At 36.9% G+C, this 24,893-nt stretch carries 22 protein-coding genes and 1 pseudogene; 3 read left to right on the top strand and 20 right to left on the bottom strand.

The window, feature by feature from the left end; translation table 11 throughout:
• Nucleotides 1-34: 34 nt before the first annotated feature.
• The 9 genes from LJC66_RS09440 to LJC66_RS09400 form a co-directional block, all read right to left on the bottom strand.
• The gene (locus tag LJC66_RS09440; protein ID WP_195694508.1) at nucleotides 35-1,381 is read right to left on the bottom strand and encodes an MFS transporter; all 1,347 of its coding nucleotides are present in this window, start codon (nucleotides 1,379-1,381) and stop codon (nucleotides 35-37) included.
• A gap of 577 nt (nucleotides 1,382-1,958) precedes the next feature.
• Nucleotides 1,959-2,369: a GNAT family N-acetyltransferase gene (locus LJC66_RS09435; RefSeq protein ID WP_195694509.1), complete on the bottom strand. Its 411-nt coding sequence runs from the start codon at nucleotides 2,367-2,369 to the stop codon at nucleotides 1,959-1,961.
• Between the two features lie 85 nt (nucleotides 2,370-2,454).
• Nucleotides 2,455-2,739, bottom strand: coding sequence for a DUF5316 family protein (locus tag LJC66_RS09430; RefSeq protein ID WP_195694510.1), 285 nt, complete (start codon nucleotides 2,737-2,739; stop codon nucleotides 2,455-2,457).
• Nucleotides 2,740-2,914: 175 nt separating this feature from the next.
• Nucleotides 2,915-3,397, bottom strand: coding sequence for a Cys-tRNA(Pro) deacylase (ybaK, locus tag LJC66_RS09425; protein WP_230932402.1), 483 nt, complete (start codon nucleotides 3,395-3,397; stop codon nucleotides 2,915-2,917).
• A 258-nt stretch (nucleotides 3,398-3,655) separates the two neighbouring features.
• On the bottom strand, nucleotides 3,656-4,645 hold the full coding sequence (locus tag LJC66_RS09420) for an ABC transporter ATP-binding protein (protein ID WP_195694511.1): 990 nt from the start codon (nucleotides 4,643-4,645) through the stop codon (nucleotides 3,656-3,658).
• Nucleotides 4,638-5,636 (bottom strand): ABC transporter ATP-binding protein, encoded by a 999-nt coding sequence (locus LJC66_RS09415; RefSeq protein ID WP_195694512.1) that lies wholly within the window; start codon nucleotides 5,634-5,636, stop codon nucleotides 4,638-4,640. The genes LJC66_RS09420 and LJC66_RS09415 overlap by 8 nt, the downstream gene beginning before the upstream one ends.
• On the bottom strand, nucleotides 5,633-6,541 hold the full coding sequence (locus LJC66_RS09410; RefSeq protein ID WP_230932401.1) for an ABC transporter permease: 909 nt from the start codon (nucleotides 6,539-6,541) through the stop codon (nucleotides 5,633-5,635). Before LJC66_RS09410 ends, LJC66_RS09415 begins: the two co-directional genes overlap by 4 nt.
• 9 nt (nucleotides 6,542-6,550) lie before the next feature.
• A complete protein-coding gene (locus LJC66_RS09405) occupies nucleotides 6,551-7,504 on the bottom strand; it encodes an ABC transporter permease (protein WP_050691645.1) in 954 nt (317 codons plus the stop codon).
• Nucleotides 7,505-7,563: 59 nt separating this feature from the next.
• Nucleotides 7,564-9,102, bottom strand: a complete 1,539-nt coding sequence (locus LJC66_RS09400) for an ABC transporter substrate-binding protein (protein ID WP_230932400.1) — start codon at nucleotides 9,100-9,102, stop codon at nucleotides 7,564-7,566.
• Between the two features lie 291 nt (nucleotides 9,103-9,393).
• Between LJC66_RS09400 and LJC66_RS09395 the strand changes: the two genes are divergently transcribed.
• On the top strand, nucleotides 9,394-10,140 hold the full coding sequence (locus LJC66_RS09395; protein WP_028408913.1) for a gamma-glutamyl-gamma-aminobutyrate hydrolase family protein: 747 nt from the start codon (nucleotides 9,394-9,396) through the stop codon (nucleotides 10,138-10,140).
• A 148-nt stretch (nucleotides 10,141-10,288) separates the two neighbouring features.
• Here the strand turns inward: LJC66_RS09395 and ppsA are convergent, their stop codons facing one another.
• The 6 genes and pseudogenes from ppsA to LJC66_RS09365 all read right to left on the bottom strand — a co-directional run bounded on the left by ppsA (nucleotide 10,289) and on the right by LJC66_RS09365 (nucleotide 18,122).
• On the bottom strand, nucleotides 10,289-12,895 hold the full coding sequence (gene ppsA, locus LJC66_RS09390) for a phosphoenolpyruvate synthase (RefSeq protein ID WP_230932399.1): 2,607 nt from the start codon (nucleotides 12,893-12,895) through the stop codon (nucleotides 10,289-10,291).
• A 979-nt stretch (nucleotides 12,896-13,874) separates the two neighbouring features.
• Nucleotides 13,875-14,946 (bottom strand): annotated as a pseudogene (locus LJC66_RS09385) (globin domain-containing protein).
• Nucleotides 14,947-15,481: 535 nt separating this feature from the next.
• Nucleotides 15,482-15,859, bottom strand: a complete 378-nt coding sequence (locus LJC66_RS09380) for an SMI1/KNR4 family protein (protein WP_230932398.1) — start codon at nucleotides 15,857-15,859, stop codon at nucleotides 15,482-15,484.
• 13 nt (nucleotides 15,860-15,872) lie between these two features.
• On the bottom strand, nucleotides 15,873-16,388 hold the full coding sequence (locus tag LJC66_RS09375; protein WP_195696256.1) for an SMI1/KNR4 family protein: 516 nt from the start codon (nucleotides 16,386-16,388) through the stop codon (nucleotides 15,873-15,875).
• A gap of 121 nt (nucleotides 16,389-16,509) precedes the next feature.
• Complete coding sequence (locus LJC66_RS09370; protein WP_230932397.1) at nucleotides 16,510-16,842, bottom strand: YolD-like family protein; 333 nt, start codon at nucleotides 16,840-16,842, stop codon at nucleotides 16,510-16,512.
• A gap of 14 nt (nucleotides 16,843-16,856) precedes the next feature.
• Nucleotides 16,857-18,122 (bottom strand): Y-family DNA polymerase, encoded by a 1,266-nt coding sequence (locus tag LJC66_RS09365; protein WP_230932396.1) that lies wholly within the window; start codon nucleotides 18,120-18,122, stop codon nucleotides 16,857-16,859.
• Between the two features lie 154 nt (nucleotides 18,123-18,276).
• Between LJC66_RS09365 and LJC66_RS09360 the strand changes: the two genes are divergently transcribed.
• Nucleotides 18,277-18,519, top strand: coding sequence for a hypothetical protein (locus LJC66_RS09360; protein WP_028408923.1), 243 nt, complete (start codon nucleotides 18,277-18,279; stop codon nucleotides 18,517-18,519).
• Nucleotides 18,520-19,121: 602 nt separating this feature from the next.
• Entirely contained in the window at nucleotides 19,122-20,474 is a 1,353-nt protein-coding gene (gene brnQ, locus LJC66_RS09355; protein ID WP_230932395.1) for a branched-chain amino acid transport system II carrier protein, read from the top strand.
• 582 nt (nucleotides 20,475-21,056) lie between these two features.
• On the opposite strand, the gene LJC66_RS09350 is transcribed toward brnQ, so the two are convergent.
• The 5 genes from LJC66_RS09350 to LJC66_RS09330 all read right to left on the bottom strand — a co-directional run bounded on the left by LJC66_RS09350 (nucleotide 21,057) and on the right by LJC66_RS09330 (nucleotide 24,859).
• Nucleotides 21,057-21,281, bottom strand: a complete 225-nt coding sequence (locus tag LJC66_RS09350) for a hypothetical protein (RefSeq protein ID WP_011106165.1) — start codon at nucleotides 21,279-21,281, stop codon at nucleotides 21,057-21,059.
• Between the two features lie 65 nt (nucleotides 21,282-21,346).
• On the bottom strand, nucleotides 21,347-21,937 hold the full coding sequence (locus LJC66_RS09345) for an HMA2 domain-containing protein (RefSeq protein WP_029714746.1): 591 nt from the start codon (nucleotides 21,935-21,937) through the stop codon (nucleotides 21,347-21,349).
• Nucleotides 21,909-24,023 (bottom strand): heavy metal translocating P-type ATPase, encoded by a 2,115-nt coding sequence (locus LJC66_RS09340; protein WP_230932811.1) that lies wholly within the window; start codon nucleotides 24,021-24,023, stop codon nucleotides 21,909-21,911. The genes LJC66_RS09345 and LJC66_RS09340 overlap by 29 nt, the downstream gene beginning before the upstream one ends.
• Entirely contained in the window at nucleotides 24,023-24,556 is a 534-nt protein-coding gene (locus LJC66_RS09335; RefSeq protein WP_195694586.1) for an HMA2 domain-containing protein, read from the bottom strand. The genes LJC66_RS09340 and LJC66_RS09335 overlap by 1 nt, the downstream gene beginning before the upstream one ends.
• 18 nt (nucleotides 24,557-24,574) lie before the next feature.
• Nucleotides 24,575-24,859 (bottom strand): HMA2 domain-containing protein, encoded by a 285-nt coding sequence (locus tag LJC66_RS09330; RefSeq protein ID WP_050691359.1) that lies wholly within the window; start codon nucleotides 24,857-24,859, stop codon nucleotides 24,575-24,577.
• Nucleotides 24,860-24,893 lie beyond the last annotated feature (34 nt).

The following is a 24,893-nucleotide window of genomic DNA, read 5'->3' as shown; positions in this document are numbered from 1 at the left end:
TTATGTTATCAAACGATTATTTATTTAACCAAAATTAAAAACTGATATTATTTGGCGGTACATTGTCTCCTTTGTCCTCTTTCTTGAGCTCAGATTCTATATATGAATCTTTAGAGGATTCTCCCATACGCCAATAAACAAGAAAGCTGATGGCAATACACCCTGCTACATAGAAAAAGAAAATTGATTCATGGCCAATACTTTTTAGCCATAGGGCGATAAATTCTGCTGTGCCTCCAAATATGGCAACTGTAAGTCCATACGGTAATCCTACACCAAGAGCTCGAATTTCTGTTGGGAAAAGCTCAGCTTTTACAATAGCGTTAATCGATGTATAACCTGTTACAATAATAAGTCCAACTGTCATTAATAAAAAGGCCATGACTGGGTTATGTGCTTGTTTCATAAAAAGAAACAGCGGTACAGTCAGCAATGTTCCCAAAATACCAAAGCTCATTAACAGAGGTCTGCGTCCAATTTTATCCGATAGCATACCTGCTATTGGCTGAATAACAACAAATACAAGCAGCGCACAGAAGTTAATCCAGCTTACGACCCCTTTATCTAGTCCTACACTGTTTACCATAAATTTTTGCAAATACGTTGTATACGTATAAAACGCAACCGTTCCTCCTAATGTTAAGCCAATAACGGTCAACACCGCTTTAGGATGCTTCATAAGTGCTTTAATTGTCCCTGCATTTTCACGGCTTTCAGAGTCCATTTTAGAAAATTGCTCTGACTCATCCATCGTACGGCGCAGCCATAAAACGCTTAGCGCGCCGATTGCTCCAATAACAAAAGGAATACGCCAACCCCATGAAATCATATCTGCTTCACTAAGAACGTTTTGCAGAATAATTTGAACACCTAATGCCACCAGCTGACCAGCAACAAGCGTCACATACTGAAAGCTTGAATAAAATCCTCTTCGCCCGCTGCTTGCCATTTCAGAAAGGTAAGTTGCAGAAGTTCCGTATTCTCCTCCTAAGGAGATTCCTTGCAGCAAACGCGCTAGTACTAGAATAATAGGAGATAATAATCCTATGGTGCCATAGTTAGGAGTACAAGCGATAATAAAAGAACCGCTCGCCATAATGGTAATAGATAAGGTAAGCGCAGCCCGACGACCATATCGATCCGCGTAGCGCCCCATTAATAAACTACCGATTGGACGCATTAAGAAACCGACAGCAAAGATTGCCGCTGTGTTAAGCAGCTGACTTGTTGAATCACCTTCCGGGAAGAATTGCGATGAAAAATAGACGGCAAAAGCAGAGTAAACGTACCAATCGTACCATTCAATTAAATTCCCAACAGATCCTTTAAAAATATTACTTGTAACACGCCTGTTGTTTGCAGCTTCACTGGTATGAGCCATGAGTGATCCCTCTTTTCTTTGAGTGTTTAATGTTGGTTCTCCTGTAACATGAAGTAGTAAGTAATTTACCAGCAAATCTTTTTAAACAGCTAGATTGTATTGCTTTCTATAAAACCTATTCAACCAATTACTTATATAATGAGAGCGCTTAAAAAAGGTTGGATAATTCATTTCAATATCATTTATAGATAACAAAATAAGCGGTTTTAAAAGCGGCTGCTGTCTATTACATATGTAGTGTTAATCCTCCCTTCTATTTATATATTGTACTATTGATTTATTAGAAAATATAATATTTTCTAATTATTTATACAAAAATTTTACAAAGTTCGACTTTCTAATTTATATGACAAACAGAAAAAAACCATGTTCTTTCAGTGAGAACACGGTTAAGAAAATACTCTTATCAACTTGTGACTGTAAGCTGCTTACATTTACATAATATGTAGAATAAACGTAACTTGTACTAAGCTCTAACCTAAATTTAAGGTAATTATCGAATTTTAATCTTGTCCTCTATTATATATACAATCATGGATGCTCTGTAATTTTGTTACATGGGCGACCTTAATTTGGCTCATTTGATTTTAAATTCACACAAAAAGCGTTCTATCCCGAGAAATTTTTCACCTAAGCTTGTTATTTGGAAACCAAACTTAGAATAAAAATTTACTGCCTCTATATCTGTCTCAGCAAAAACAGAATGTATATCATGTTTCTTACAAAGAAAATTAATCATGCTGCTTCCTATTCCTCTACCTCTTTCTCTTGGTAAAACAGCTATATGTTTTATAACAGCTTCTTTGGAGTTAAGAAGTTCAACTCCTATACAACTAACGGTTTCTTCGTTTACTTCCATACTGTACAATTTCCGACTTGGCAAACAAACGTATTTTTTATATTCTTCATCAACCTTCTCTTCTAAAGCTGCATAAGATAACAGTTTTTTTATGGACGGACTTACCGCAGATGAAGTGATTTCTTTCATACTAGCTCCTCTTTCCCCCTATTACCTAATAATTAGTTTGTTTCTTAGGGATCTTGCTGCTTGCCCTTATTATGAAAGAAAATGACTATACAAAATAATGAATGAGAAGAAATACGCCGAGAACTGGAGCCGCAGCTAACATGAAGTTTATAGAATTTCTAATTCTCCACTTCTTGTCTGTTTTTGATTCCGCGGCCAGATTAGCTCTCATTCGATCACCGCTTACAGCTGCTCCAGATATAATAATGGCTAGCCCTACTAGTATAATGAACACTGCCAAAAATACTGTTTCTGAATTTACGTTAGCTATTGTACATGCTACTAAAAGAATAAAAGATAAGACGAACCCACCAATAATGGATTTAATCATTTTTATTTTCCTCCTAGTCCTTTTATAAAGCTTCTAAACATTAACTATATAATATCATTTTTTCTATATTTTTACTTTTACTTTGTTGTTTTAACAGATAAAAAGACAGTAATTAAGGGAACTAAAAAAGCGAAACGCTCATGTCGGAGTGCGTTTCGCTCAAGGGAACTGCATTTCAACTATCTTTTGTGATGTCTGCTAAACCTATGCGAATTACTTTTGATAAGTCACTTAACTTTAACTGTATTTGGTGACCTACACGTCCACCTGAAAAGTAAATCGTTTCACAGTTTTCTGCTGTAGAGTCAATGAAGGTTTCGAACTGCTTTTTCATTCCGATAGGAGAACACCCTCCGTGAACATATCCTGTAAGAGGCAACAGTTCTTTTTGAGGAATCATTTCCAAAGACTTTTCACCAGCTGCTTTTGCCGCTTTCTTTAAATCAAGCTCCTTTTCAACCGGTACCATGAAGACAAAATGTTCTTTTGATTTCCCTACGGTCACCAGCGTCTTAAAGACTTTAGCAAGGTCCTCTCCGAGCGAAGTAGCTACCTGTACCCCACTCAGCTTTTTAGTGTCATAAGAATAGTAGTTGTACTCAATTTTTTTCTGATCTAAAATTCGCATGACATTCGTTTTATCTGCTTTTTTACCCATAATTATCACCGATACTATCATAACACGTTTTGTTTTTATATCTCCATATATTAGGATAGGTAGGTTAGTAAAGACTGTTCATATCTTTTATATAAAAATGAATCTAATACGCTGAATAATGACTTTTCACCACCCTTTAAATCCGCTATTTTCACACAAAAAAGCCACTAGAGGCACTAGTGACTTTTTCATTTCTATTTATTCAATTATGCTGCTGCATCAATACGCTTGTTTTCTCTATCGCCACAGCTTTTCACCTTAACTATAAAGATGACATTTTACTTTATGATGGCTGTCAATCACTGTATCTTCAGGTGTTTCTTTCATGCAGCGGTCAAATGCGAACGGGCATCTTTTATGAAACGCACAGCCTGAAGGTGGATTAAGAGGAGAAGGAATTTCACCTTTAACCTCAATTTTTTCGCGTTTTTCATGTTCGTGAATTGCCGGGACAGATGATAAAAGAAGTTTTGTGTAAGGATGACGAGGATTTGAAAAGATCTCATCTGTTGGCCCTTCTTCTACTAATCTTCCTAAATACATCACGCCAACGCGGTCTGCAATATGTCTTACGACGCTTAAATCGTGGGAGATAAAGAGATATGACAGCTTCATTTCTCTTTGCAAACTGCGCAGTAAGTTTAAGATTTGTGCTTGAATGGATACGTCCAGCGCTGAAACCGGCTCATCACAAATGATAAGCTTTGGGTTTAAAATCAATGAACGCGCAATGCCTATGCGCTGGCGCTGCCCCCCTGAAAATTCGTGCGGATAGCGGTTGTAATCTTCTTCGTTAAATCCAAGCTTTTTTAATAACTCAATGACAAGCTGCTTTCGTTCGCTTTTTGCGCCTACATTATGAATTGTTAATGTTTCTTGAATGGAAGCACCAATTTTTTTTCTTGGATTAAGAGAAGTATGCGGATCTTGGAAAATCATTTGTAAATCTTTACGAATCGTTCGTAAGCGTGATGCTTTAGATTCGAAAATACTTTCTCCATTAAACTGTGCTTCTCCGCCCGTTGGTTCTACTAATTTTAAAAGCGTGCGCCCTGCTGTACTTTTCCCGCAGCCAGATTCACCTACTAATCCGTACGTTTCGCCTTCATAAATATCAAAGGATAAATCTTGAACTGCTTTGATTTGGCCTTTCGCTTTCCCTAAAGCAGAACGAACCGGATAATATTTTTGCAGGTTGCGAACTTCAAGCAAGGGCTTGGCGCTTTGCTGCTTTGCTTCACTAGACATACGCAACCTCTCCCTCTTGAATTTTTTCATAGTGCCAGCATCGAATGCGGTGCGTATCATCGGCATGCTCTAAAACAGGTACTTCTTTATGGCATTTTTCCGTTGCAAATGGGCATCTTGGTGCAAAACGACAGCCGTCTGGCACGTTTGAAAGCGGCGGCACCGTTCCGGGAATGGACGAAAGCTCTTGTGTTCTGTCCCCATCTAAGTGAGGAACCGACTTAATTAGACCCATTGTATAAGGATGAAGCGGCTTTGAAAACAACGTTTTAACGTCCGTTTCTTCCATCACTTGTCCTAAATACATCACGGCTACTTTTGTACAAATATTAGCTACAACGCCTAAATCATGAGTGATGAAAAGCACGCCCATGTTGAGCTTTTCTTTTAAATCCATCATGAGGTCAAGGATTTGCGCTTGAATGGTTACGTCTAAAGCTGTTGTTGGCTCATCGGCAATCAGAAGCTTTGGCTCACAGGCTAAAGCCATCGCAATCATAATGCGCTGCCTCATTCCACCGGAAATTTCATGCGGATACTCTTTTGCTCGCTGTTCTGGAGACGGAATGCCAGTTAGTCTCAAAAGCTCTACGACTTTCTTTTCCGCTTCTTTTTTGGAGACTTTCTGATGCAGACGAATCACTTCAGCAATTTGTTTTCCAATTGGCATAACGGGATTTAATGACGACATTGGATCTTGGAAAATCATTGAGATTTCGTTTCCTCTTAGCTTCTGAATTTGCTTTGAAGACATGTCTAATAAGTTTTTTCCTTCAAACAAAATCTTGCCGTCGTAGCTTGTTAGGTCTTCATCTAATAGCTGAAGAATAGATTCGGACGTTACGCTTTTTCCAGATCCAGATTCACCGACAATCCCTAATACTTCTCCTTTATTTAATTGAAGAGATACATTGTCAACAGCCGTTACTTCTCCGCTATACGTTGTAAAAGTTACTTGTAGGTCTTCTAATTTTAAAAGGGCGTTACTCAACGTTTTTTCCTCCTTTTCTTCAGCATTACGTTTTTCGGATTTAGCCAATCGCGCAGACCGTCACCAAATAAATTAAGGCCAAGTACAATTAAAATGATGAATACACCCGGAAACACGGTCATCCACCACGCGTTGTAAATCGCAAGCTTTCCGTCATACAGCATATTTCCTAAGCTCGGTGTCGGCGCAGGAATCCCGGCTCCTAAAAAGCTTAGCGAAGCCTCAGTTAAAATCGTTACGGCAAACACGTATGTTACTTGAACAATTAAAGGCGATAAGACGTTTGGCGCCATATGAAAACAAATGATTCGAAGTGAGCTTGCTCCTTGAGCTTTTAGCGCTTCAATAAACGTTTTTTCTTTTACAACAAGCGCAGCTGAACGAACAATTCTCGCAATCGAAGGAACAAATACAAGGCTCAGTGCGATAATAACGTTGCTTGTTTTAGGTCCTAAAGCAGACATGATGGCAATTGCCAGTAAAATAGATGGAAAAGCAAACAAGCCGTCACAAATTCTCATTAAAATATAATCAAGAATTTTATAATAAGAAGATAGAAGTCCAACGATTAAACCAAGTACAGTAGCAATAATCGTTACTGCGGCTCCAATCATTAATGATATTCTGACGCCGTACATTGTCCGGCTAAATACATCTCGTCCAAAGTTATCCGTTCCAAACCAGTGCGTGCTTGACGGCGGTGCTAATCGATTTGCAGGATCGATTTGTAAGCTGCCAAAAGGAGAAATGAGCGGAGCAAAAACAGCAATCAAAATAGATAATAAAATAAGTATCGCTCCTCTTACTAGCAAACGATTTGAGAAAAAGCGCGCTGCCGCTGGGTTTCTTTTTTTCTTTGCAGTTACTGAAATGGTCTCTGTATTTTGTTGTGCGTTCACATTCATCACCCTCCTTTAATCATGATAAGAATTGCGTACACGCGGATCAATCACGGCATACAGCAAGTCAACAACTAAATTGATGACCACATAAGCAACCGTAATTAAAAGTACGGCTCCTTGAATGAGTGCGTAATCACGGCGTTCAATTGATGAAACAATCAGCTGACCTAGCCCTGGAATGTTAAATAATGATTCTGTTACCGCCGCTCCGGTCACAAGTCCCGCAAATGATTCTCCGATAACTGTTAAAATCGGTAAAAAACTCACGCGCAGCGTATGCTTGAGCATAATTGTGCGTTCATTTAATCCTTTTGCTTTTGCCGTTTTAACAAAGTTCTCAGAAATGGTATCGAGTAAAGATGAACGCGTCATACGCGTAATTAATGCAGCTTGAATTGCTCCAAGCGTAATCGTTGGTAAAACTAAGTACTTTAAATACTCAAATAATCCAGCATTTAACGGAACGTATCCTGAAACAGGAAAAATTCGAAGCTGTACCGCAAAAAGCAAAATAAGGAATGAACCGAGAAGAAAGCTAGGAATGGAAATACCTAAAAGGCTGGCTCCCATAATGCTTTCATCACGAATCGTTCCTTTATGTTTAGCTGCATATATACCAAATAGTAAAGCAAACGCCACACCAAAAATTTGCGCGAGTATAGCTAGAGAAACCGTAGGACCTACATTATCCCAAATTGCCCCGAGCACAGGTTTATTTAAAAAGTAAGAATAGCCAAAATCTCCGTGAAAAATGTTAGATAGCCAGATAAAGTATTGATTAATAACAGGCTCATCCAATCCCATTTCTTTGCTCAGCGCTGCAATTTGTTCCGGACTTGCGCCTTGTCCTAAAATGATTGCTGCGGGACTCCCAGGCGTTAAGCGCGTAATTAAGAACACAACAATAGACACAATGAATAAAACAGGAATTAGTGCAAAAAGTCTTTTAAGTGTATAAGCTCCCATCGTAAACTCCTTTCTAAAACAGAGAGCATAAGCCCTCTGTTTATTAGATTAATAAGATATTATTTTGTTAAACTCATATTGTAGAAAATTGGACCTAAATTATACTCATAGCCTTTTGCGTTGTTAGAAACGGCATTGATGTTCACTTTATGACCAATAAGCGTAAACGGAAGCTCGTCCCATACGTATTGCTGAATTGCATCAATGTCACCGCGAGCTTCTTTAACAGAAGGAGCAGCTTTAATTTTGTTTAAGTAGTCCATTGATTTTTCAACTGATGTACCTTTTGTAGTCCAGAATCCTTGGAAGATAGTAGAACGAGCGTTCCAGTCAACAGGATAGATATCCCATTGGCTTGTATCACTCATTTTATCGCTGAATGTCGCCCAGTCGTATACTTCGAGTTTTACATTCATACCGATGTCTTTTAATTCTTGTTGAACAACAACAGCTGTATTGTATTGATCTTGGTAATCACGAGACGCCATTAAGCGAATTTCTTCCCCGTTATAACCAGATTTCTTCAAATATTCTTTTGCCTTTTTCTTATCATGCTGGTTGTATTCTTCTTTTCCAGCTGTACTGTAGTAATTTGGATACTCTTTGTTCACAATGGATGAAGAAAGCTTGTAATAATCTGAGCTGCCGTAAGAACTGTCTAAGATATCTTTTGAGTTAAGAGCTGCGTTAACTGCTTTTCGTGCATCGATGTCTTTAAAGACGCCTTTATCTGCGTTGTAGAAAAGTCCCATAAATCCGCCTGGTGATGTTTCTACTTTTGCATTTTGGCTGCCTTCAACTTGTTTGGCATTATCACTTGATACAGATAGCGCAACGTCAAATTGTCCGGTTGTAATACCAGAAATCCTAGTTGACTCATCGCTTACGAAACTAATCTTAATTTCATCGACGTGAGGAGTTTTCTTAACTTCACGGCCTTTTGAAGAATAATCTTTAAATTTCTCTAATAAAAGATATTGATTTTTCTTCCATTCTTTTACTTTATATGGACCTGTTCCTATGTAGTCTTTGATCCCTTCATCAGATGCATTATCAACCACTTCTTTTGGTAAAATAGCTGCTGCGGGGATTGGATCAGCTAATAAAGAAAGCGTGTTAACATTTGGTGATGGTAAATGAAGTTCTACCGTATAATCACCGGTTTTGGTCATTTCAGCACCAGAGAAGTTTGTTTTTCCAAGGGATGATAGCTTAATCCAGCGGTTAATAGAAGCGACAACGTCATCTGCAGTCATTTCTTTACCATTATGGAATTTAACCCCTTTTCTTAATTGGAACGTGTATGTTTTTTTATCATCGCTAATATCTACTTTAGACGCTAAGTCAGGCTTAGGATTTCCTTTGTCGTCTAAAATCATTAGTCCTTCGTAGATACTGCGCGCTGCGTCTTTCACATCTGAGTCCCCAGTAATTTGAGCATCTAGCGTTGCTGGCTCACTTTGAGACGCGACGTTTAGCGTTCCGCCTTCTTTTCCTTCTTTTTCATTTGAAGAATTTTTGCTTGCGTTACCACTGCACCCTGCTACCATGAGGACAATGGTTAAAAGAGAGATGAAAAGTAAATAAGTCCTTTTCACTAAAATCACTCCTATTTCCTTGTATAAAATTTTAATCCGACTATAATAAGAAGAATAGTAGGAATGTGAACAATTGTAGCACTACCTTCTACCTTTGGCAATTAGTATTTTTGACACACAGAGGCTATTATACCATTTTCTATTAAATAAATATGGTATATATGTATAATAGTTGAACAAAAGAACCATTTATTTCTTATAGAGCAAGCGGTTGAGAACACTTTATCAGCGCATTACAAAAGAAAAAACATTTCAAGAAATGGTAATTTAACAAAAAAGGAGAAAACAACAGTGGGATTTTTAATTGGTATATCAGGAAGCATTATTGTGGATCAAGGAGGACGCTTTCCAGGCTATAAGCGAGCGTATGTGAATAACGACTATATCGAATCAACAGCGCTCAGCGGCGGAGTTCCTTTCATCTTGCCAGTGCTAAAAGACGAAGAAATGATTAAAGCGCAGGCAGAAAGTATAGACGGGTTGATTTTATCAGGTGGACAAGACGTTAATCCCCTTTTATACGGAGAAGAACCGACAACCAAAACGGGTTCACCTTTTTTAGCACGAGATCAGTCTGAACAGCTATTGTTAAAGCATGTGATCGATCAAGGAAAGCCCGTGTTAGCGATTTGCCGCGGCTTACAAATTTTAAACGTTGCTTACGGCGGCACTCTTTATCAAGATATGTCAGACATTAAAGAGGCATTTATCAAACATGATCAATACAACAATACAAGCGACCCTTCTCATTCCATCATGATTAAAGACGGAACACGCCTGCATGACCTTTACGGTAATCAAGCTCTTATTAATTCATTTCATCATCAAGCTATTAAAGACGTAGCGCCAGGTTTTGAAGTTTCTGCATGGGCAAAAGATGGAGTTATTGAAGCCATTGAAAAACAAGGAGAGCAATTTGTAGTCGGCGTCCAGTGGCATCCAGAAATGATGGCAAAAGAACATACTTCAATGCTAAACTTGTTCAAACTGTTTATGGAGCATGTGCAGCAGTCGGCTGTAAAGAAAGTCAGCATTTGACGTTCTACTGGTTCACCAATATGAAAAAGGCAGGCCGTTATAATGGCCTGCCTTTTTGTATTGACTGAAGATACGTATAGGAATCTAGACAAATTTTCATCTATTAATTAGGTAAAAAGAAGAAAAACAGCGCAAGCATCTTTAGCTTTTACAATAGTTCAATGTACCCTTCTGTTCCATGTACGCGAATTCGCTGTCCGTCTTTTATCAGCCGAGTAGCATTCTCTACTCCGACAACCGCTGGCAATCCGTATTCACGTGCAATGACTGCTCCATGAGTCATCAGTCCACCAACTTCCGTAACAAGCCCCTTTAGCCCTACAAATAACGGGGTCCAGCTAGGGTCAGTAAAGGAAGTGACTAATATATCTCCCTCTGATAGATTAGTATCTTCCATGTTTAAAATGACGCGCGCGCGCCCTTCTATCACTCCTGAAGAAACCGGTAAACCTACAATTGCCTGGGACGGAAGATTTTCTCGTTTGTACGCACCTGTAACAATTTCGCCATGAGACGTGATGACACGCGGAGGTGTTAGCTTTGTGTATAATTGGTATTCTTCTTTTCGCTTGGTGATGATTTGATCATTCACTTTATGTGTGCGCACGACTTCTTGAAGTTCGTCAAACGTCAGATAGTAGATATCTTCTGTTTCAGAAATAACGCCCGCTTTTACAAGCTGCGCGGCTTCTTTCAGCAGAGCCTGCTTATAAACAAAATAACGGCTAATCATGCCGTATTTGGGATATTCACGATAACCGATAAAATTCCGTATGAGATTAATCTTTTCTTTTGTTTCTTTAGCTTTTTGTTCACCATCCGGCAATTGCTTTAATCGATTTAATAACTCTTGCTCTTTTTTCAAGGCTTCCTGCAGACCTTTGTTAAATTTTTGTTTGCTAGCGTTAGCCTCAAAGTTTTTAATATTACCAAGAATCACAGAAATAAGTGCAGCCGGTTTTTCGCTCCAGCGAGTTTTCGTAATATCGATTTCGCCGGGGCATCGCATTCCGTATTTGCTGAGATAATCATAGATAGCGTCTTGAGTTTTCTCTCCGCCTTCAAACTTAACTAGTTTCTCCAAAAAATGATCATCTTTTCCATGTTTTAAATAATGAATTACTTCTGGATAAGGACGAATCACATCTGCGACATCCAATAGCGCCAGACCCATTTCTGAAGTAATATTGTTTGGTACGGATTGAGAAAGCACGTCTGCTGCGTTTTTTTCACCTAGCCACGTCTCCATTTTTTCATTGATCCATGATGAAGCATCCATAGCGGCCATAAACACAGCTGTACTTTGTGGGTCAAATAAAATTTTCTTTAATGTCCCGATATCTTCTGAAATAAAATCGACTAATTCCGAACCAGATTTCGTTTGGATGGTTTGCTTTAGCTCTTCTATTGATGCTTGATTTTTCTTGATCAAGTCAGAAACGATTGTCGAATCGTTTTCGATTTGTGCCTTAGGCTTCGTAGGCGGCACGCTTTTTTTGCTTTTACCAGAACTTTGATCATTTGGTAAAGGTTTTATAAAGTCTCCTCGCTCTATTATGCTTGTAAGTGCGTCTTTCATGAGCGGATCATGTTGTCCCATGGCGCCTAATATCATTTTTCTGCTGTTAGGTGAAGCCAGCATAGGGGTGACATCAACAAACAGCCTTCCACCGGCTGTACGCATCGATGCATTAGTCGTTAACAGAAAAAAAGACAATCCCAGTGGTTTCATGGCATCGGTCATCATTTGCTGGTGTCCAACAGATACATAAACGCGATTTTCCTGATCATGTGCTTCAGGAATTGGATATAAAGTAGTGATTGGACGACTTTGAACAATATAAAATGTATCATCAGCCAAGCACCATTCAATATCTTGAGGACAACCAAAGTAAGCTTCAAGCTGTCTGCCAACGCGTTCTAGCTGTAAAATTTGAGAGTCAGTGAGCGCTTGCGTTTTTTGCAGATCGAAATGAACTTCCTTCGTTTCTGTTCCGCCTTCTTGTAATCCGTAAATAGCTACCTTTTTAGCTGCTATTTTTTTATCGACGATTTCGCCTTCTTTTACTTTATAGCAATCGGCAGAGACCAAACCTGACACTAGCGCTTCTCCAAGTCCAAAGCCTGCATCGATTGATAACAGATTTCGGTTAGAAGTAATTGGGTCAGCGGTAAATAAAATACCTGAAGCCTGGGGAAAAACCATTCGTTGAACAATAACCGATACGTGCACTTGACTATGATCAAATCCATTTTTAATCCGGTAGGTTACCGCGCGATTTGTAAACAGGGAAGCCCAGCATTTGCTAATGTGCTCAAGGATAGCTTTTTTGCCTCTGATGTTTAAATAGGTGTCATGCTGACCAGCAAAAGAAGCATGTGGCAGATCTTCAGCAGTCGCACTTGAACGAACGGCATAAGCATGCTCTTCCCCAAACTGAGAGAGAGAATGAATAACTGCTTTTACAACGTCAGAAGGAATTTTTATTTCCAGAATGATTTGGCGAATTTTTTTGCTAATTTCACTAATTTGATCTCGATCATCTGCTTTTAGCATCGTCAGCTGATTCAGTAACGCTTGAAACGTTTCATTTTGTTCAAGAGCTTTTTGATACCCGGCCGCTGTCACACAAAACCCTTCCGGTACTTGTATTCCTTGAATTTTTGATAACGCCCCTAAATTTAAGCCTTTTCCTCCAACAAGTGAAAGCTGTGTATCTTTTATTTCTTGAAAGCTAAGAACTAAAGAGTTCATTCAACATCTCTCCTAACCAGTAATGTTTTATTGATTTTACCAGCAGTAAATGAGAATAAACAGTCTATATCGGCGTTTTTTTATATGGTATAATTAAAATAGGAAGAGAAATACATACCTTTTTGTTTGCGGTTACATATTTAAAAGTTGTATAACTAACTTATCTAATTGATTCATATCCTTTTTAAAGCAGGTAAGTACACGTTTGAAGGATTTGTTGATCTTCCTCATTTAACACTTTCTTTTTAGAGGATAAAACTTCAGCAGCTCTCCTCATTTTAACCCTTCTTTCATTTGGTCACCTGAAGAGTCTAGCTCATTAGATGATTAACTCTCTTTTTTTGAACTATTCCGAAACCATAGTATTACGAATGTATCTCTTCGCTCGTTTTCGAGCAAGTGTATAAATAATTACCTGCAGCACTAGCGCTGCAAGGCTTATGAGTACTACTTGTTCGACAGAATTAAAGGGCGAAAAATATTTCTCCCATTTAGAATCAGGAAGCCTTAATGCGTTATAAAAATATGAAGTACTAAAAGAAATTATATTTCCTAAAATAAGTGATAAATCCGCTCTAATAAGCCCACTTAGATAAGACAGTGCTAGTGTAACTATGGCCATGATTATATAGTTTACCTTTGAATCATCTTCAAAATCCTTTCGCATAGATAAATAAACATATGGAATGCAGTAAATGGTAAAAATTATAAAAGGGAGTATTCTTCTCATATAGTAATCTCTCCAATATTTAGGATTCGACATAGTTTTCTACTATTATAAATTACCGAAGAGAATTTTTTCCAGTTTTTTGTACGCAGAGAGTGTAGAAATACTTATATGTATCATGATCGTTTGTAGAATCATTCCTTAGGGCAAAGTAAAAAAGCACGCTTATGAGTGCTTTTTTACAGCATATTTATTTAAACAGTACGTGTGTTTTAATCGAACATTTTCTGTTTACTGGCAACAATTACTTCTTTATTTTTCTCCTAAAATGGCTACAGGGCTAAATACCTCGTAATGAATACGTTCGTTTGGTATATCCCATCTATGTAGTGCTTTAAGAATAGCTTCCATAAACGGAATCGATCCGCAGAAATAAAAGACAGCTTCTTTTGAGGGAACAACGGATTGTAACAATTCTAAATCAATATAACCCTCTTTATCAAAATCAGTACCAAGTCGATCCCCTTGATTAGGCGAGCTATAACAGACGAAGGAGGTAACATTTTCGTTATTTCTATTTAGTTGAGCCACATGTTCTTTAAAAGCATGCGTTTTCCCATTAATACTTGCATGAAGAAAGGTAACCTTACGTGTAGGTTGTTTTTCTACAATGGTATTCAGCATACTAAGCAAAGGTGTAATACCTATACCTCCACTAATTAGCACAACGGGAAGTTCACTGTGATCAAGTACAAAATCTCCAGCGGGAGCTGAGAACTTATTTCTCTCCCGGAACATTTGCTGCTAATGTAAGGTATTGTCCTGCTTTATAAGAGGCAATTCCTTTCTCATTTTTAGCTCTTAAGTAAAAAGATGTTACATTGTCACTTTCTTCTACCTTCTTATCTATATAAAAGCTTCGATATCCTTCCCAACCTCCATGTTGACTCTCTGTCTCTTCGTAGAGAGCTTCTTCTAGCTCAATAAAAGCATTGGCAATATATCCGTACGCTTTTCCCCATGCTTCAATAATCTCATCTGAAGCTGTATCTCCTAAAACATCCTTTACTGCTTGAAGTAAGGTTTCACCAACGACTGGATATTGTTCTGCCTTTACCCCTATCGCACGATGTTTTTGTGAAATTCGTTTAATTACAGGTTTAATGGCTTCTAAGTTTGTAATATGTTCCCCAGCAGCATACACGGCATAGCCTAATGCTTCCTGCTGAATCCCTCTTTTTTGATTCGTTTGGTTGAACATATTATACAAATCTGGCGCTTTTTCAAATAACAATTCATAAAATCTCTTTCCTATTTGTTTACTATGTTCTTTCAAAACTGGCACTGTTGATTGGACAATTTCAATCGTTTTAGAATCAAGCATATAACATCCACCTTTTAAGAATTTTTCATATGTATTAATCTTTTTCGGCACTACAACTTAATATAGCTAAATTTGGATTATCCTATACGGGAATGAAAATACTAACTCTAGTTACCGTAATGAATAGGTTCTTTAAGAAACAAAAGAACAATCTCCCCTTTTTGTACATCATATTTTCTGTGGTTAAACAAACTAATAAAAATTTGTTGAATTAGAATTAAATTAGAAAGGTGAATATCTCTATGACCAACACTTTAAGATATACCTTATACATTATTGGCATGCTTTTGATCATTGTAGCCATATACTATTCAATTGTTAGCAGTATTCAACGATAAAAGAACGCAAAGGATATGAATGCCTTTGCGCCTTCGTATATCGGTAATACAGAAATCGATTCCTACCATCAGTCCCTTCCTCTACATTCTTTCTAAGTTTAATAGGTACTAAAAAAGAGGACAGTTAGGTATATACTAAACTACTATCTGTCCTCTTCTAGCCGTACTTTTATCAAAATCTTTTAACGAAGCAATAATTAAGTAACATCTTCTACAAACTCTTCTAGAGAATCATACATTTTTAAAGCTTCCCATTCGCCCATGCCATGTTCAGCTGTAAAAACTGGGTAATCTACATTCACTATATCAATAAAGAGCGGGTCACCGCCTATTTCTTCATCATACCCTATGACAAACCAGTTTTCTTGCCAATCTCCTTCTTGATTTCCTATAAGGGAATTTGCTTCTAAATCTTCTCTGTAACCTAATTGTCCGTCTAGAAACTCGCTTTTAAGGTAGATATAATAAGGAGTAGAAAGAATTTCTCCCACTTCATCTTCAAATTCTACTTTCACCGACGTACCTGGAAGTGCTTTGAGAATTTTATAGATTTTCTCTATATCAGGTTTTATCATTTACTTCACCCCTTTAATGATCTGTATGATTTATCGTGGCTATTACCCATTCCTCTAAGCTGTCCGCTATTACTTCACGCTGTTCCCAATCGTGCCAAAAGGTGATAATTTGGCCAATTCTCCCTCCTTCATCAGGATCCAAGTCTATACAAATATCATCTCCTCCTCCATTCGTGGCAATCGAAATCCAACGTGGGTTCCACCAAAATTCTTTTTTTACTGGTCCAATAGGTTCAATTTCTGGAAAATCTTCAAATTCTCCTCCCTCTAAAAGTTCTTTTAATGTTTGCCACGTATACAGAATCTCCTCTAAAGGTAGTAGCGTATAATTGTCGATAGCTGCTATATATTCATCACGCTGTCCATTATGTATCATTAACCAGTCTTTAAGGTTTTTGGGGAATGTTAGGCCCATCTTTTGTTCAACCTCTGCAATTTCTGCTTCAGTAGCAGCTTCATTAAGCGTTCCTACTGCTTCCGGTCGATGTATTTTCAACCACTGCTCAAACTCAGTCCAAACCTGCTTCATATTAGGAGCCTCCTTATATAACATCTTTAAATGAATCTATGAAAAATGATTAAATACTTTTTAAGCTTATACTAATTATGTATGGAAATCTTATGTAAATAAACTGTTTTATTATTTTCTACTACACGAAACGAACATCCATTAGCTCGCTTAACCTCATTTTTTCCGTTTGCTTACATCCTTCATCTATAAATACAAATAAACCTCCAAGGGAATCTACAAATTGAATAACGCCTGTTTCCGTTATACATTGCCCGTGCTTGTAATACGTAAGGTATACTTTTTTATGTGTATGGAGCGCTTCGATCAAGGTAAAATTAATTTGTTCCATTTGATCTTCTGTTAAAAAAGGTTGAGGTATTTCTGAGTGCTTTTTTATAACTTCTTGTAATCCTCTGTATTGCTCTGGCATAGTGGCAAATGGTCGCCACTTTTTCATTCCTCTGTTTTGCATATCATCTTCCTCCTTTATGCTTTATGACCTCCTAAAAGGCCGTTTCGATAACGAGCTGTTGAATGCTTGAGATGGCTTGAAGCTCGCAAAACGCTATTCTTCCCATAACGCATCTGTATTTCATCAATTGTTTTAGCAAGGGCATAGGCTTTTTCACGCTGATCAATATCTTCAAATAAACTCATTTGCTCTTCTTCTTGAATACTCGTGTTCGATAAAGAAATTCCAATCGATCGAATGGGCATTCCGCTATCAAACGTGTGTAGTATGGTTAAACAATAAGGAAAGATATCTTGACTTAGGTTCGAAGCCCGCCCCATTTTCTTTTGTCTTGAGAAGCCGCCACCTGTTTGTTTGCTGTAGCCAATGGATAAATGAATAGTTTGTGCCACGACTTGATGCATACGTAAACGAAAGCACACATCATCTAACAGCTCTAATAGCAACAATTCCACTTCTTTTCGATTTGTATAGTCTCGAAACAGAATTTGACTCTTCCCGAATGATCGAGATCTCGGAATATACACGTCAGAAATGCGACTAAAATCAATTCCATTTGCATGTTGGTGGATTTCTTCTCCCAAGACACCAAATTCTTTACGTAACATCTCTACAGAAGAAAGAGCGAGTTCTTTGATGGAGTGAATGCCCAAACGATTTAAGCGTCTTTCCGTAGCGGATGAGATTCCCCAGAAATCCTTCATTGGGTGAATCGACCATAACTTAAAAGGAATATCTTCGTATCGCCAATAAGCAACCCCTGTTGGGTTATTCTTGGCCTCATGATCTAAGCTCACCTTAGCCAGTAAGAGATTCGGACCGATTCCTGCCGTGGCTGTAAGCCGTGTTTTACGATAAATCTCGTTGATGATTTTACGGGCTAATTCGTCTGGTGTACGAGCGAATAAATGTAAAGAAGCTGTCGCATCAATAAACAACTCATCAACGCTATATGCATGGAAATCTTCAGGAGCGACATACTGTAACACTAAACTAGAAATATAGTTCGAGGCCTTGACATACCTTTTCATGGATGGGTTTACGACATGGATATCTTTCCTTCTAGGAATGTCGAAAAGACGGCTGCCTGTTTTGATCCCTTCTTTCTTTAATAAGGGTGTGGCAGCTAACACAACTGATCCCGACCGCTTTGTATCTCCTACAACTGCCAACTTTGTTTTTAATGGATCTAGCCTACGTATCACGCATGAAACAGAAGCAAAGAATGCCTTCATATCAATACAAATAATGACTCTGTTTGGAAGATATTCATAATCCATTGGAATAACTCCTTGAATAAAGAACGTTTGTTCTCTATTATATACGAACAAACGTTCTTTATTCAATAAAAAACTCTAAATTTTTCCCGATTATTGTTACTATAATAAGTGAAAAGAGCATCACATATAAACGGGAAGAACGGAGGGGTGACCTATGAATAGAAAAATGCCTAATTATATTATCTTTTTATCATGGTTTTTGTTTTTAGTTCTTTTATGGATTATCTTCTCATTTTTTAAAGGTGAAAATGGACAGTGGTGGTCTATGTATCGTTTAAATATAAAAAAATATGGTCCTTGGGCTTTAGAGGTTTCTTACATAAAAATTAGTTTTGCTGCTTTTATCTCTTTATTAATAGCTTATATGATGAGTTTTGGCTTCAAAAAGAAAAGATAAAAAGACCTTAATTAATTTGTTAATAAGGTCTTTAAGGAAACAGAAACGTTTGTGATTCTAGACAGTGATTTTACATTAGAAAAGTACTATGTCTAGAGATAAGCTGTTGATTGTCAAATTACTAGCTCAGGAGATAAAAGTAAGCGTTCTTTATAAGACTTAGAATACTCCATTTCTTGAAGCAATAAATCAACTACTTTTTCCTTTCAGATGTTTAGCTGATATTAAAAAGTTTTATAAGTTTCGTAGTACTATATTTACAAACTTTCTTGACTTACTTGCATATCATTCAATCAAATTAATTAAAAGAATAGTATACGCGATTAGAATATGATTTATAAATTTTTTTTAAAAAAACCGTTATTGACTCACTTAGCGTACGCATTTTGAATAAAAATCTGGATTTTTAATATTACTTTTATTTTAATAATGGATAATGAACGGAAGATTGATAATTTTTAAAATTTTATTAAAAAAGTTTATTTTTTATATTGAAATATGTAATTTGACTGTTTATAATACAAAAAAGATAAGTTATTTACAGTTTAAGTTGTCTGAAAATTTAATTTTTTATGAAGAATATTATTAATGGGGGTTTCACCGTGTCAAACAAAGTACCGTTTTCTTTTATAGTAATCATTGGTTTAATGTTATTTGCATTATTTTTTGGAGCTGGAAATTTAATATTCCCTGCCATGCTTGGTCAGTCAGCGGGAGCAAATATCTGGTCAGCAAATGCGGGTTTTTTAGTTACTGGAGTAGGCTTACCCTTACTTGGTGTACTAGCTTTTGGATTCTCCGGAAAGGAAGATTTACAATCATTAGCAAGTCGCGTACATCCTATCTTTGGTTTAATATTTACAACTGTTCTTTATCTAGCTATTGGACCTTTATTTGCTATCCCACGAACAGGTAACGTCTCTTTTGAAATCGGACTTAAACCTTTCATTTCTGAAGGCTCTAGTTCTATGGCTTTACTCGTGTTTACTATTATATTTTTCAGTATTACATGCTTTTTTTCTCTCAATCCGGCGAAAATTGTCGATATTGTCGGAAAATTCTTAACGCCAATTAAATTAACATTCATCGGAATTCTAGTTCTAGTAGCTTTTATTCATCCTATTGGAAAATTTCAAGCACCTACAGAAAAATATGTAACAAACTCTTTTTTCAATGGGTTCCAAGAAGGATACCTAACAATGGATACTCTTGCATCTTTCGTTTTCGGAATCATTATTATCAATGCAATTAAAGAAAAAGGCGCTAAAACAAAGAAGCAAATTATAACTGTTTGCCTAAAAGCTACAGGAATTGCTGCTATTATTCTTGCAACTATCTATTCTGCTCTTTCATACATGGGCGCTTCAAGTGTAGAAAAGCTTGGGCATTTAGATAATGGTGGTACGGTGTTAGCGAAAGTTTCTGATTATTATTTTGGAGAATATGGAGGTTTACTGTTAGGCTTAATGATCACAGTAGCTTGTCTGACAACTAGCGTAGGGCTTATTACTTCATGCTCTTCTTATTTCCATAAATTATTACCTTCTATTTCTTATAAGAAAATTGCGATTAGCTTATCCGTGTTTAGCGCAATCATCGCAAATGTTGGATTAAATCATTTAATTTCTTTTTCAGTACCTGTTTTAACAGTGCTCTATCCATTAGCAATTGTTCTAATCTTTTTGACTTTCCTTCATTCTTTATTTAAAGGATGCTCTGAAGTATACCAAGGTAGCCTATTCTTAACATTTGTTGTAAGCCTGGTAGATGGATTAAATGATTTTGGCTTACACATCCCTGGTATTGACCAATTATTTACTTACTATCTTCCTCTTTACCATATTGGATTAGGTTGGATATTCCCTGCAATTCTTGGAGGTCTTGCAGGTTATGGAGTTAACTTATTTAAAAGTAAAGAGCAATTTACTTCTAAATCAACAAGGTTAAATAAATAATAATTTTACTTTAATTATCTTAAATAAAGCAAATACAAAAAGAGTCTTTACTTTTTATAAGTTAAAGACTCTTCTTATGAGTTTCCTATATATATTTAGATGATGCTCCTTCTTTTGTACTTTTATAATTAAGTTAAATTAATATTTATATTATTACGAAAATAAGTTCGATAAAGTCTATGTTTTTAGAGGACGTTTATATGTCATCTTTAAACTTAAACGAACGGTAAAAATAATAGATTTCTTATGTAAATGATAGGTTCGTAAAGGTATACTTTTACGGTCGGTACGTTCAATTTTCTTCAAAAGTTATAGAGGTAAAGTCTAGAATCTTATTTGTAACTTTTTAACGCTGTATAAATAAAAAGTAAATTACTCCTTCTGATCATTTGTAAAATTAGAACATTCCCCTCTATAATTATTGATAATTTTTAAATTGCAGAATATAATAATAACAAGAGTTTACCACAAGAAACTTTTTAGCGTACGGTAAATAAGCGTTTCATCATTTAAAAATGATTCCCTCATTATGAATAAAAAGAGTGAGAGTTAGCCTGGAACTATCCCTCACTCTTTTTATCATTATTTTACTTGTAATTCAGCAATCATATCTTCTAGACGCTCTTTCTGTGCTTGAAGCTCTTCCATAGAAGGTTGATAAGATGAAATAGTTTGTTGTCCACCATATGCCTGTTTAGGTTGAACCAAACGTTGTAATTGCCCACCGTTTTGTTCATATAAACGGTAGCCTACTGCGCCTACCACTGTTCCTGATACAAATCCCATTAGAAAATCGCGATTAATCATTATAAAACTCCCCCATAATCCTAAGTTTTTTATATCAATTCATACAAAAGGTATGAATGAATATCTTACGTAATTGTAGATAGCTTTTGTGATTGCACTTTCTGCTTTTCATGTAACAATTCCAACACATTCACAATCCATGTAATCATCGCTACATATAGCATATTTGATGGCCCTAGAGATAACATCGTAACAATGCCGGTTAAAATATCTGGGTGCCTCATTTTATTGCTCGTACCGTGGGATAAGACCGTATAGCCTGTTGCAACTACTGCTCCATATACGAGTGCATCTGGTTTATAAAAAGATGATTTTCGAATACCTGCCAATAGAAGTAATCCCCCAGAAAACAATGTACGTAGCCAATCATTTCGTGTGGCAGGATCCATTTGAATCATAATATCATCTAATGGATCTAAACGCGTTTGCTGAAAAAAGATAGATACATAACGAAAAATGGTATTGCGAGAAAGTTGTGAAACATCATAGTAAATAAGCATGGTTTGAATGGTGGGTTCTATTCTCACACTCGTTATACCTTTTAAAGCAGAAAACATATGCTCTATTTCCACATGATTTTTCTTATCTCTCAATGCTGGGATATGAAATCGAATACGACCTGGTATATCATGCAGAACGTAGAATTTGGGATTCATTAGTTTCCCTCCCTAACCATAAAATTCTTGCACTATTTATTACTACACCAATAGTGGCCGCATTATGAATAGCTGCTCCCACAATTGGAGAGAAGATACCTAAAGCACCGAATAAAATTGCAATACCATTAATAGCAAACGTGGCAATAAAGTTTTGTCTAATAATGTTCATGGTCTTTTTAGATAGTCCAACTAATTCAGAAAGCATTTCTGGGTTATCAGACGTAATAATAACGTCACTGGCTTCTGAAGCAATGTCTGTTCGTTTAGCACCCATCGTTACACCTACATGAGCATGAGCTAAAGCTGGTGCATCGTTAATGCCGTCACCTACCATCATGACAGCTCCTGTGCTCCCATACTTCTTCACATAAAAGGCTTTATCATCTGGCAAAGCCTCTGCATGATACCAGTTCAGTTTTAAGCGACGCGCCATCTCTCTTGCAACCGTTCTCTTGTCTCCAGTAAGCATAATGATGTCGTTGATACCTTGATGTCGAAGATTATTCACTGCGCGGTGCATACCAGAACGTATTTTGTCAAAAATGCTAACTACTCCTACAAGTGTTTGATCATAAGCTACATAAATCACATTTTCGTCGTTTTGCATGTGTTGAAGTAAGTTGGTTGTTTTGACTTTTAATTCATTCATAAAGCGTAAACTTCCAACAACAACTCTTTTACCATTTAGCCAAGTGGAAATTCCTTTTCCTACCGTTGTTTCTACTTGAGCATTATTGTCTCTAATAGGAATTAAAATGTTCCATTCTTTCGCTTGCTTCATAATTGCATCAGCAATAGGATGGGTAGAATTTTTCTCAGCTGCTGCAGCTAAACGAATAACATCTTCTTGATTAAAGCCTTCAGCAGCAATTACTTGCTGAACCACAGGCGTTCCTTCTGTAATAGTTCCTGTCTTATCAAGAATAACTGTATTTAGTTTAGACATCTTTTCAATATGATGACTGCCTTTAACAATAGCCCCTTCTTTTGCAGCACGTCCGATGGATGCGTATAAAGCTGTTGCCGTTGATAATTTAATCCCGCAAATAAAATCAATAACTAACATACTCATCGCTCTGTTAAGGTTTCGAGTGAAGAAAAATGTAAGCAGTGCCAAACCAAAAGAAACAGGAACCATTTTTTCAGCTACTGTATCGGCTATATTTTGAATAGGAGCGCGTTTATCTTGTGCTTCCTCCAACAGTTTCACAATTTTAGAGAGAGATGTATCTTCTCCTACTTTTTTAACTGTTACGGTAACATGTCCACTCTGCAAGACACTTCCAGCGTACACATTATCTCCACCACTTACCTCTCGCGGCATATACTCCCCAGTAATTGAGGCCTCATCTGCTGTACCGTTCCCCTCTATTATGATTCCATCCACGGGGATCATTTCTCCAGTAAAAACTACAACCTTATCACCAACTTGAATATCCTCGACTAAAACCTTTTCTTCAACACCCTTTTCTTTTACTCTCCAGGCATATGAGACATCTAATTTTAGAACGGAGTGAATATAATGCTTGGTTTGTTCAGACGTATAGTCTGTTAATAGCTCACTAATAGTAGACATCAAAGTGATAATTAAAGCCGATCCTGGATTCTTCATATACAAAGAAGCGAATATAGAAGCAGCTGTTAATGTATTAGCATTCCCTTTTCGTTCTTTTAGGACATGAAGAACACCATCTTTAATTACATCATAGGAAGTACTAATAGCAGTAAAAGTGCTAACCCAATAGGAAAGTACTTTTACTATAGCAGGATACGAAGAACGTTGAAGGTACCAGTTAACTAAAAAAATAGTTCCACAAGCTATGATAGGTATAGCCTTTTTCCATGAACATGCTGCTTGCTTGAGTGTATGTTTATATTTATGGATGAACGATTTTAGACTGTATAAAGAGAGAGTAATATGATGATAAATGAGTAGACTTCCGGTTACTTGATTATAGTTTGCAGAATATACCCCTGGAAAAGAGCGTAACCAAGTTTCAATATGGTTTGTCTCTAGCTGTTTAGGTATATAAAATCGGGTTCTTCCAGGGAGAGAATGAGCTAACTTTACCCCGAACATCATCACCTATTCTTTTCCCCCTTATCCTTAATGATGTTGTATGACCAATAAAGTAAGCTTGCAGAGAAAGCAGGCGCACTTCCAAACGTCTGAATTCCTTTTCCTAATAAAAAGAGAACAAATAAACTATCAAAGTCAGCAAAGCCATTGGTTTGCTTTTTAATCCCTTTATCTATCAATCTAAGTGTGTTAGTCATACCATTCATTAAGGTAGCATCTTTGTTTAAAATGGCGTTAGATGCTATTTGTACGATATAACTCATCAGTTCGTCTAGCTCTTCCTGGTTAATATGCGGTACAACAAATTGAAGCACTAAACTTCCGGTTAGTTCTGAAGCTTCCGATGTTAAAATAAGAGGATGTTTTTTTACTTCTTCCGTTAGAGCATGTGCAATGATACGGTGCTTCCAACTGTCACATTGTATACGCAGTCGCCCCGGCATCGCATGCAATACTTTTATTTTTTGATCACGGAATTGAGACATAATTTTTGGAGCAATAAAAGAGGCACCTAAACCAATTATAGTAGGAAGCATGCTCATCCCTCCCTTTCCTTAAGCTCTATATTCTTCTTGATATATTTGTTCAATAAGTTGAAACCACTCTTCAAGCTCTTTGTTATTTGTCATATAAGAAGCGTTATATGTAATAAGTAAACTCCCGGTATCTGGTGTAAATACTGCGTCATAGACAAGGGTTTGAGACTTCAAATTTAAAATAATTAATTTAACTAGTTTTTCATTCTCTTTCCAAACAGTTGAACGAAGTCTAATTCTTCCTGGAATAAAATGCACAAGATCAATTTGTAACTTATGTAGTTTTCTTTCTACATGCTTCATCAGTATCTTCTCTTTAATGCTCATCAATGTTTAG

It is taken from the genome of Priestia sp. TSO9 (genome assembly GCF_021029645.1).
GTDB classification, from domain to species: domain Bacteria; phylum Bacillota; class Bacilli; order Bacillales; family Bacillaceae_H; genus Priestia; species Priestia megaterium_E.
This window is presented reverse-complemented; position numbering and strand designations above follow the sequence as displayed.

Excerpts from the sequence above, each read along its gene's own strand:
- LJC66_RS09405 (WP_050691645.1), bottom strand. The coding sequence starts at position 7,504 with ATGGGAGCTTATACACTTAAAAGACTTTTTGCACTAATTCCTGTTTTA.
- LJC66_RS09420 (WP_195694511.1), bottom strand. The coding sequence starts at position 4,645 with ATGTCTAGTGAAGCAAAGCAGCAAAGCGCCAAGCCCTTGCTTGAAGTT.
- LJC66_RS09435 (WP_195694509.1), bottom strand. The coding sequence starts at position 2,369 with ATGAAAGAAATCACTTCATCTGCGGTAAGTCCGTCCATAAAAAAACTG.
- ybaK (WP_230932402.1), bottom strand. The coding sequence starts at position 3,397 with ATGGGTAAAAAAGCAGATAAAACGAATGTCATGCGAATTTTAGATCAG.
- LJC66_RS09375 (WP_195696256.1), bottom strand. The coding sequence starts at position 16,388 with ATGAAGCAGGTTTGGACTGAGTTTGAGCAGTGGTTGAAAATACATCGA.
- LJC66_RS09410 (WP_230932401.1), bottom strand. The coding sequence starts at position 6,541 with ATGAATGTGAACGCACAACAAAATACAGAGACCATTTCAGTAACTGCA.
- ppsA (WP_230932399.1), bottom strand. The coding sequence starts at position 12,895 with ATGAACTCTTTAGTTCTTAGCTTTCAAGAAATAAAAGATACACAGCTT.
- LJC66_RS09350 (WP_011106165.1), bottom strand. The coding sequence starts at position 21,281 with ATGATTAATCGCGATTTTCTAATGGGATTTGTATCAGGAACAGTGGTA.
- LJC66_RS09335 (WP_195694586.1), bottom strand. The coding sequence starts at position 24,556 with ATGCTTCCTACTATAATTGGTTTAGGTGCCTCTTTTATTGCTCCAAAA.
- LJC66_RS09440 (WP_195694508.1), bottom strand. The coding sequence starts at position 1,381 with ATGGCTCATACCAGTGAAGCTGCAAACAACAGGCGTGTTACAAGTAAT.
- LJC66_RS09345 (WP_029714746.1), bottom strand. The coding sequence starts at position 21,937 with ATGAATCCCAAATTCTACGTTCTGCATGATATACCAGGTCGTATTCGA.
- LJC66_RS09340 (WP_230932811.1), bottom strand. The coding sequence starts at position 24,023 with ATGATGTTCGGGGTAAAGTTAGCTCATTCTCTCCCTGGAAGAACCCGA.
- LJC66_RS09365 (WP_230932396.1), bottom strand. The coding sequence starts at position 18,122 with ATGGATTATGAATATCTTCCAAACAGAGTCATTATTTGTATTGATATG.
- LJC66_RS09380 (WP_230932398.1), bottom strand. The coding sequence starts at position 15,859 with ATGATAAAACCTGATATAGAGAAAATCTATAAAATTCTCAAAGCACTT.
- LJC66_RS09430 (WP_195694510.1), bottom strand. The coding sequence starts at position 2,739 with ATGATTAAATCCATTATTGGTGGGTTCGTCTTATCTTTTATTCTTTTA.
- LJC66_RS09330 (WP_050691359.1), bottom strand. The coding sequence starts at position 24,859 with ATGAAGCATGTAGAAAGAAAACTACATAAGTTACAAATTGATCTTGTG.
- LJC66_RS09370 (WP_230932397.1), bottom strand. The coding sequence starts at position 16,842 with ATGCAAAACAGAGGAATGAAAAAGTGGCGACCATTTGCCACTATGCCA.
- LJC66_RS09360 (WP_028408923.1), top strand. The coding sequence starts at position 18,277 with ATGAATAGAAAAATGCCTAATTATATTATCTTTTTATCATGGTTTTTG.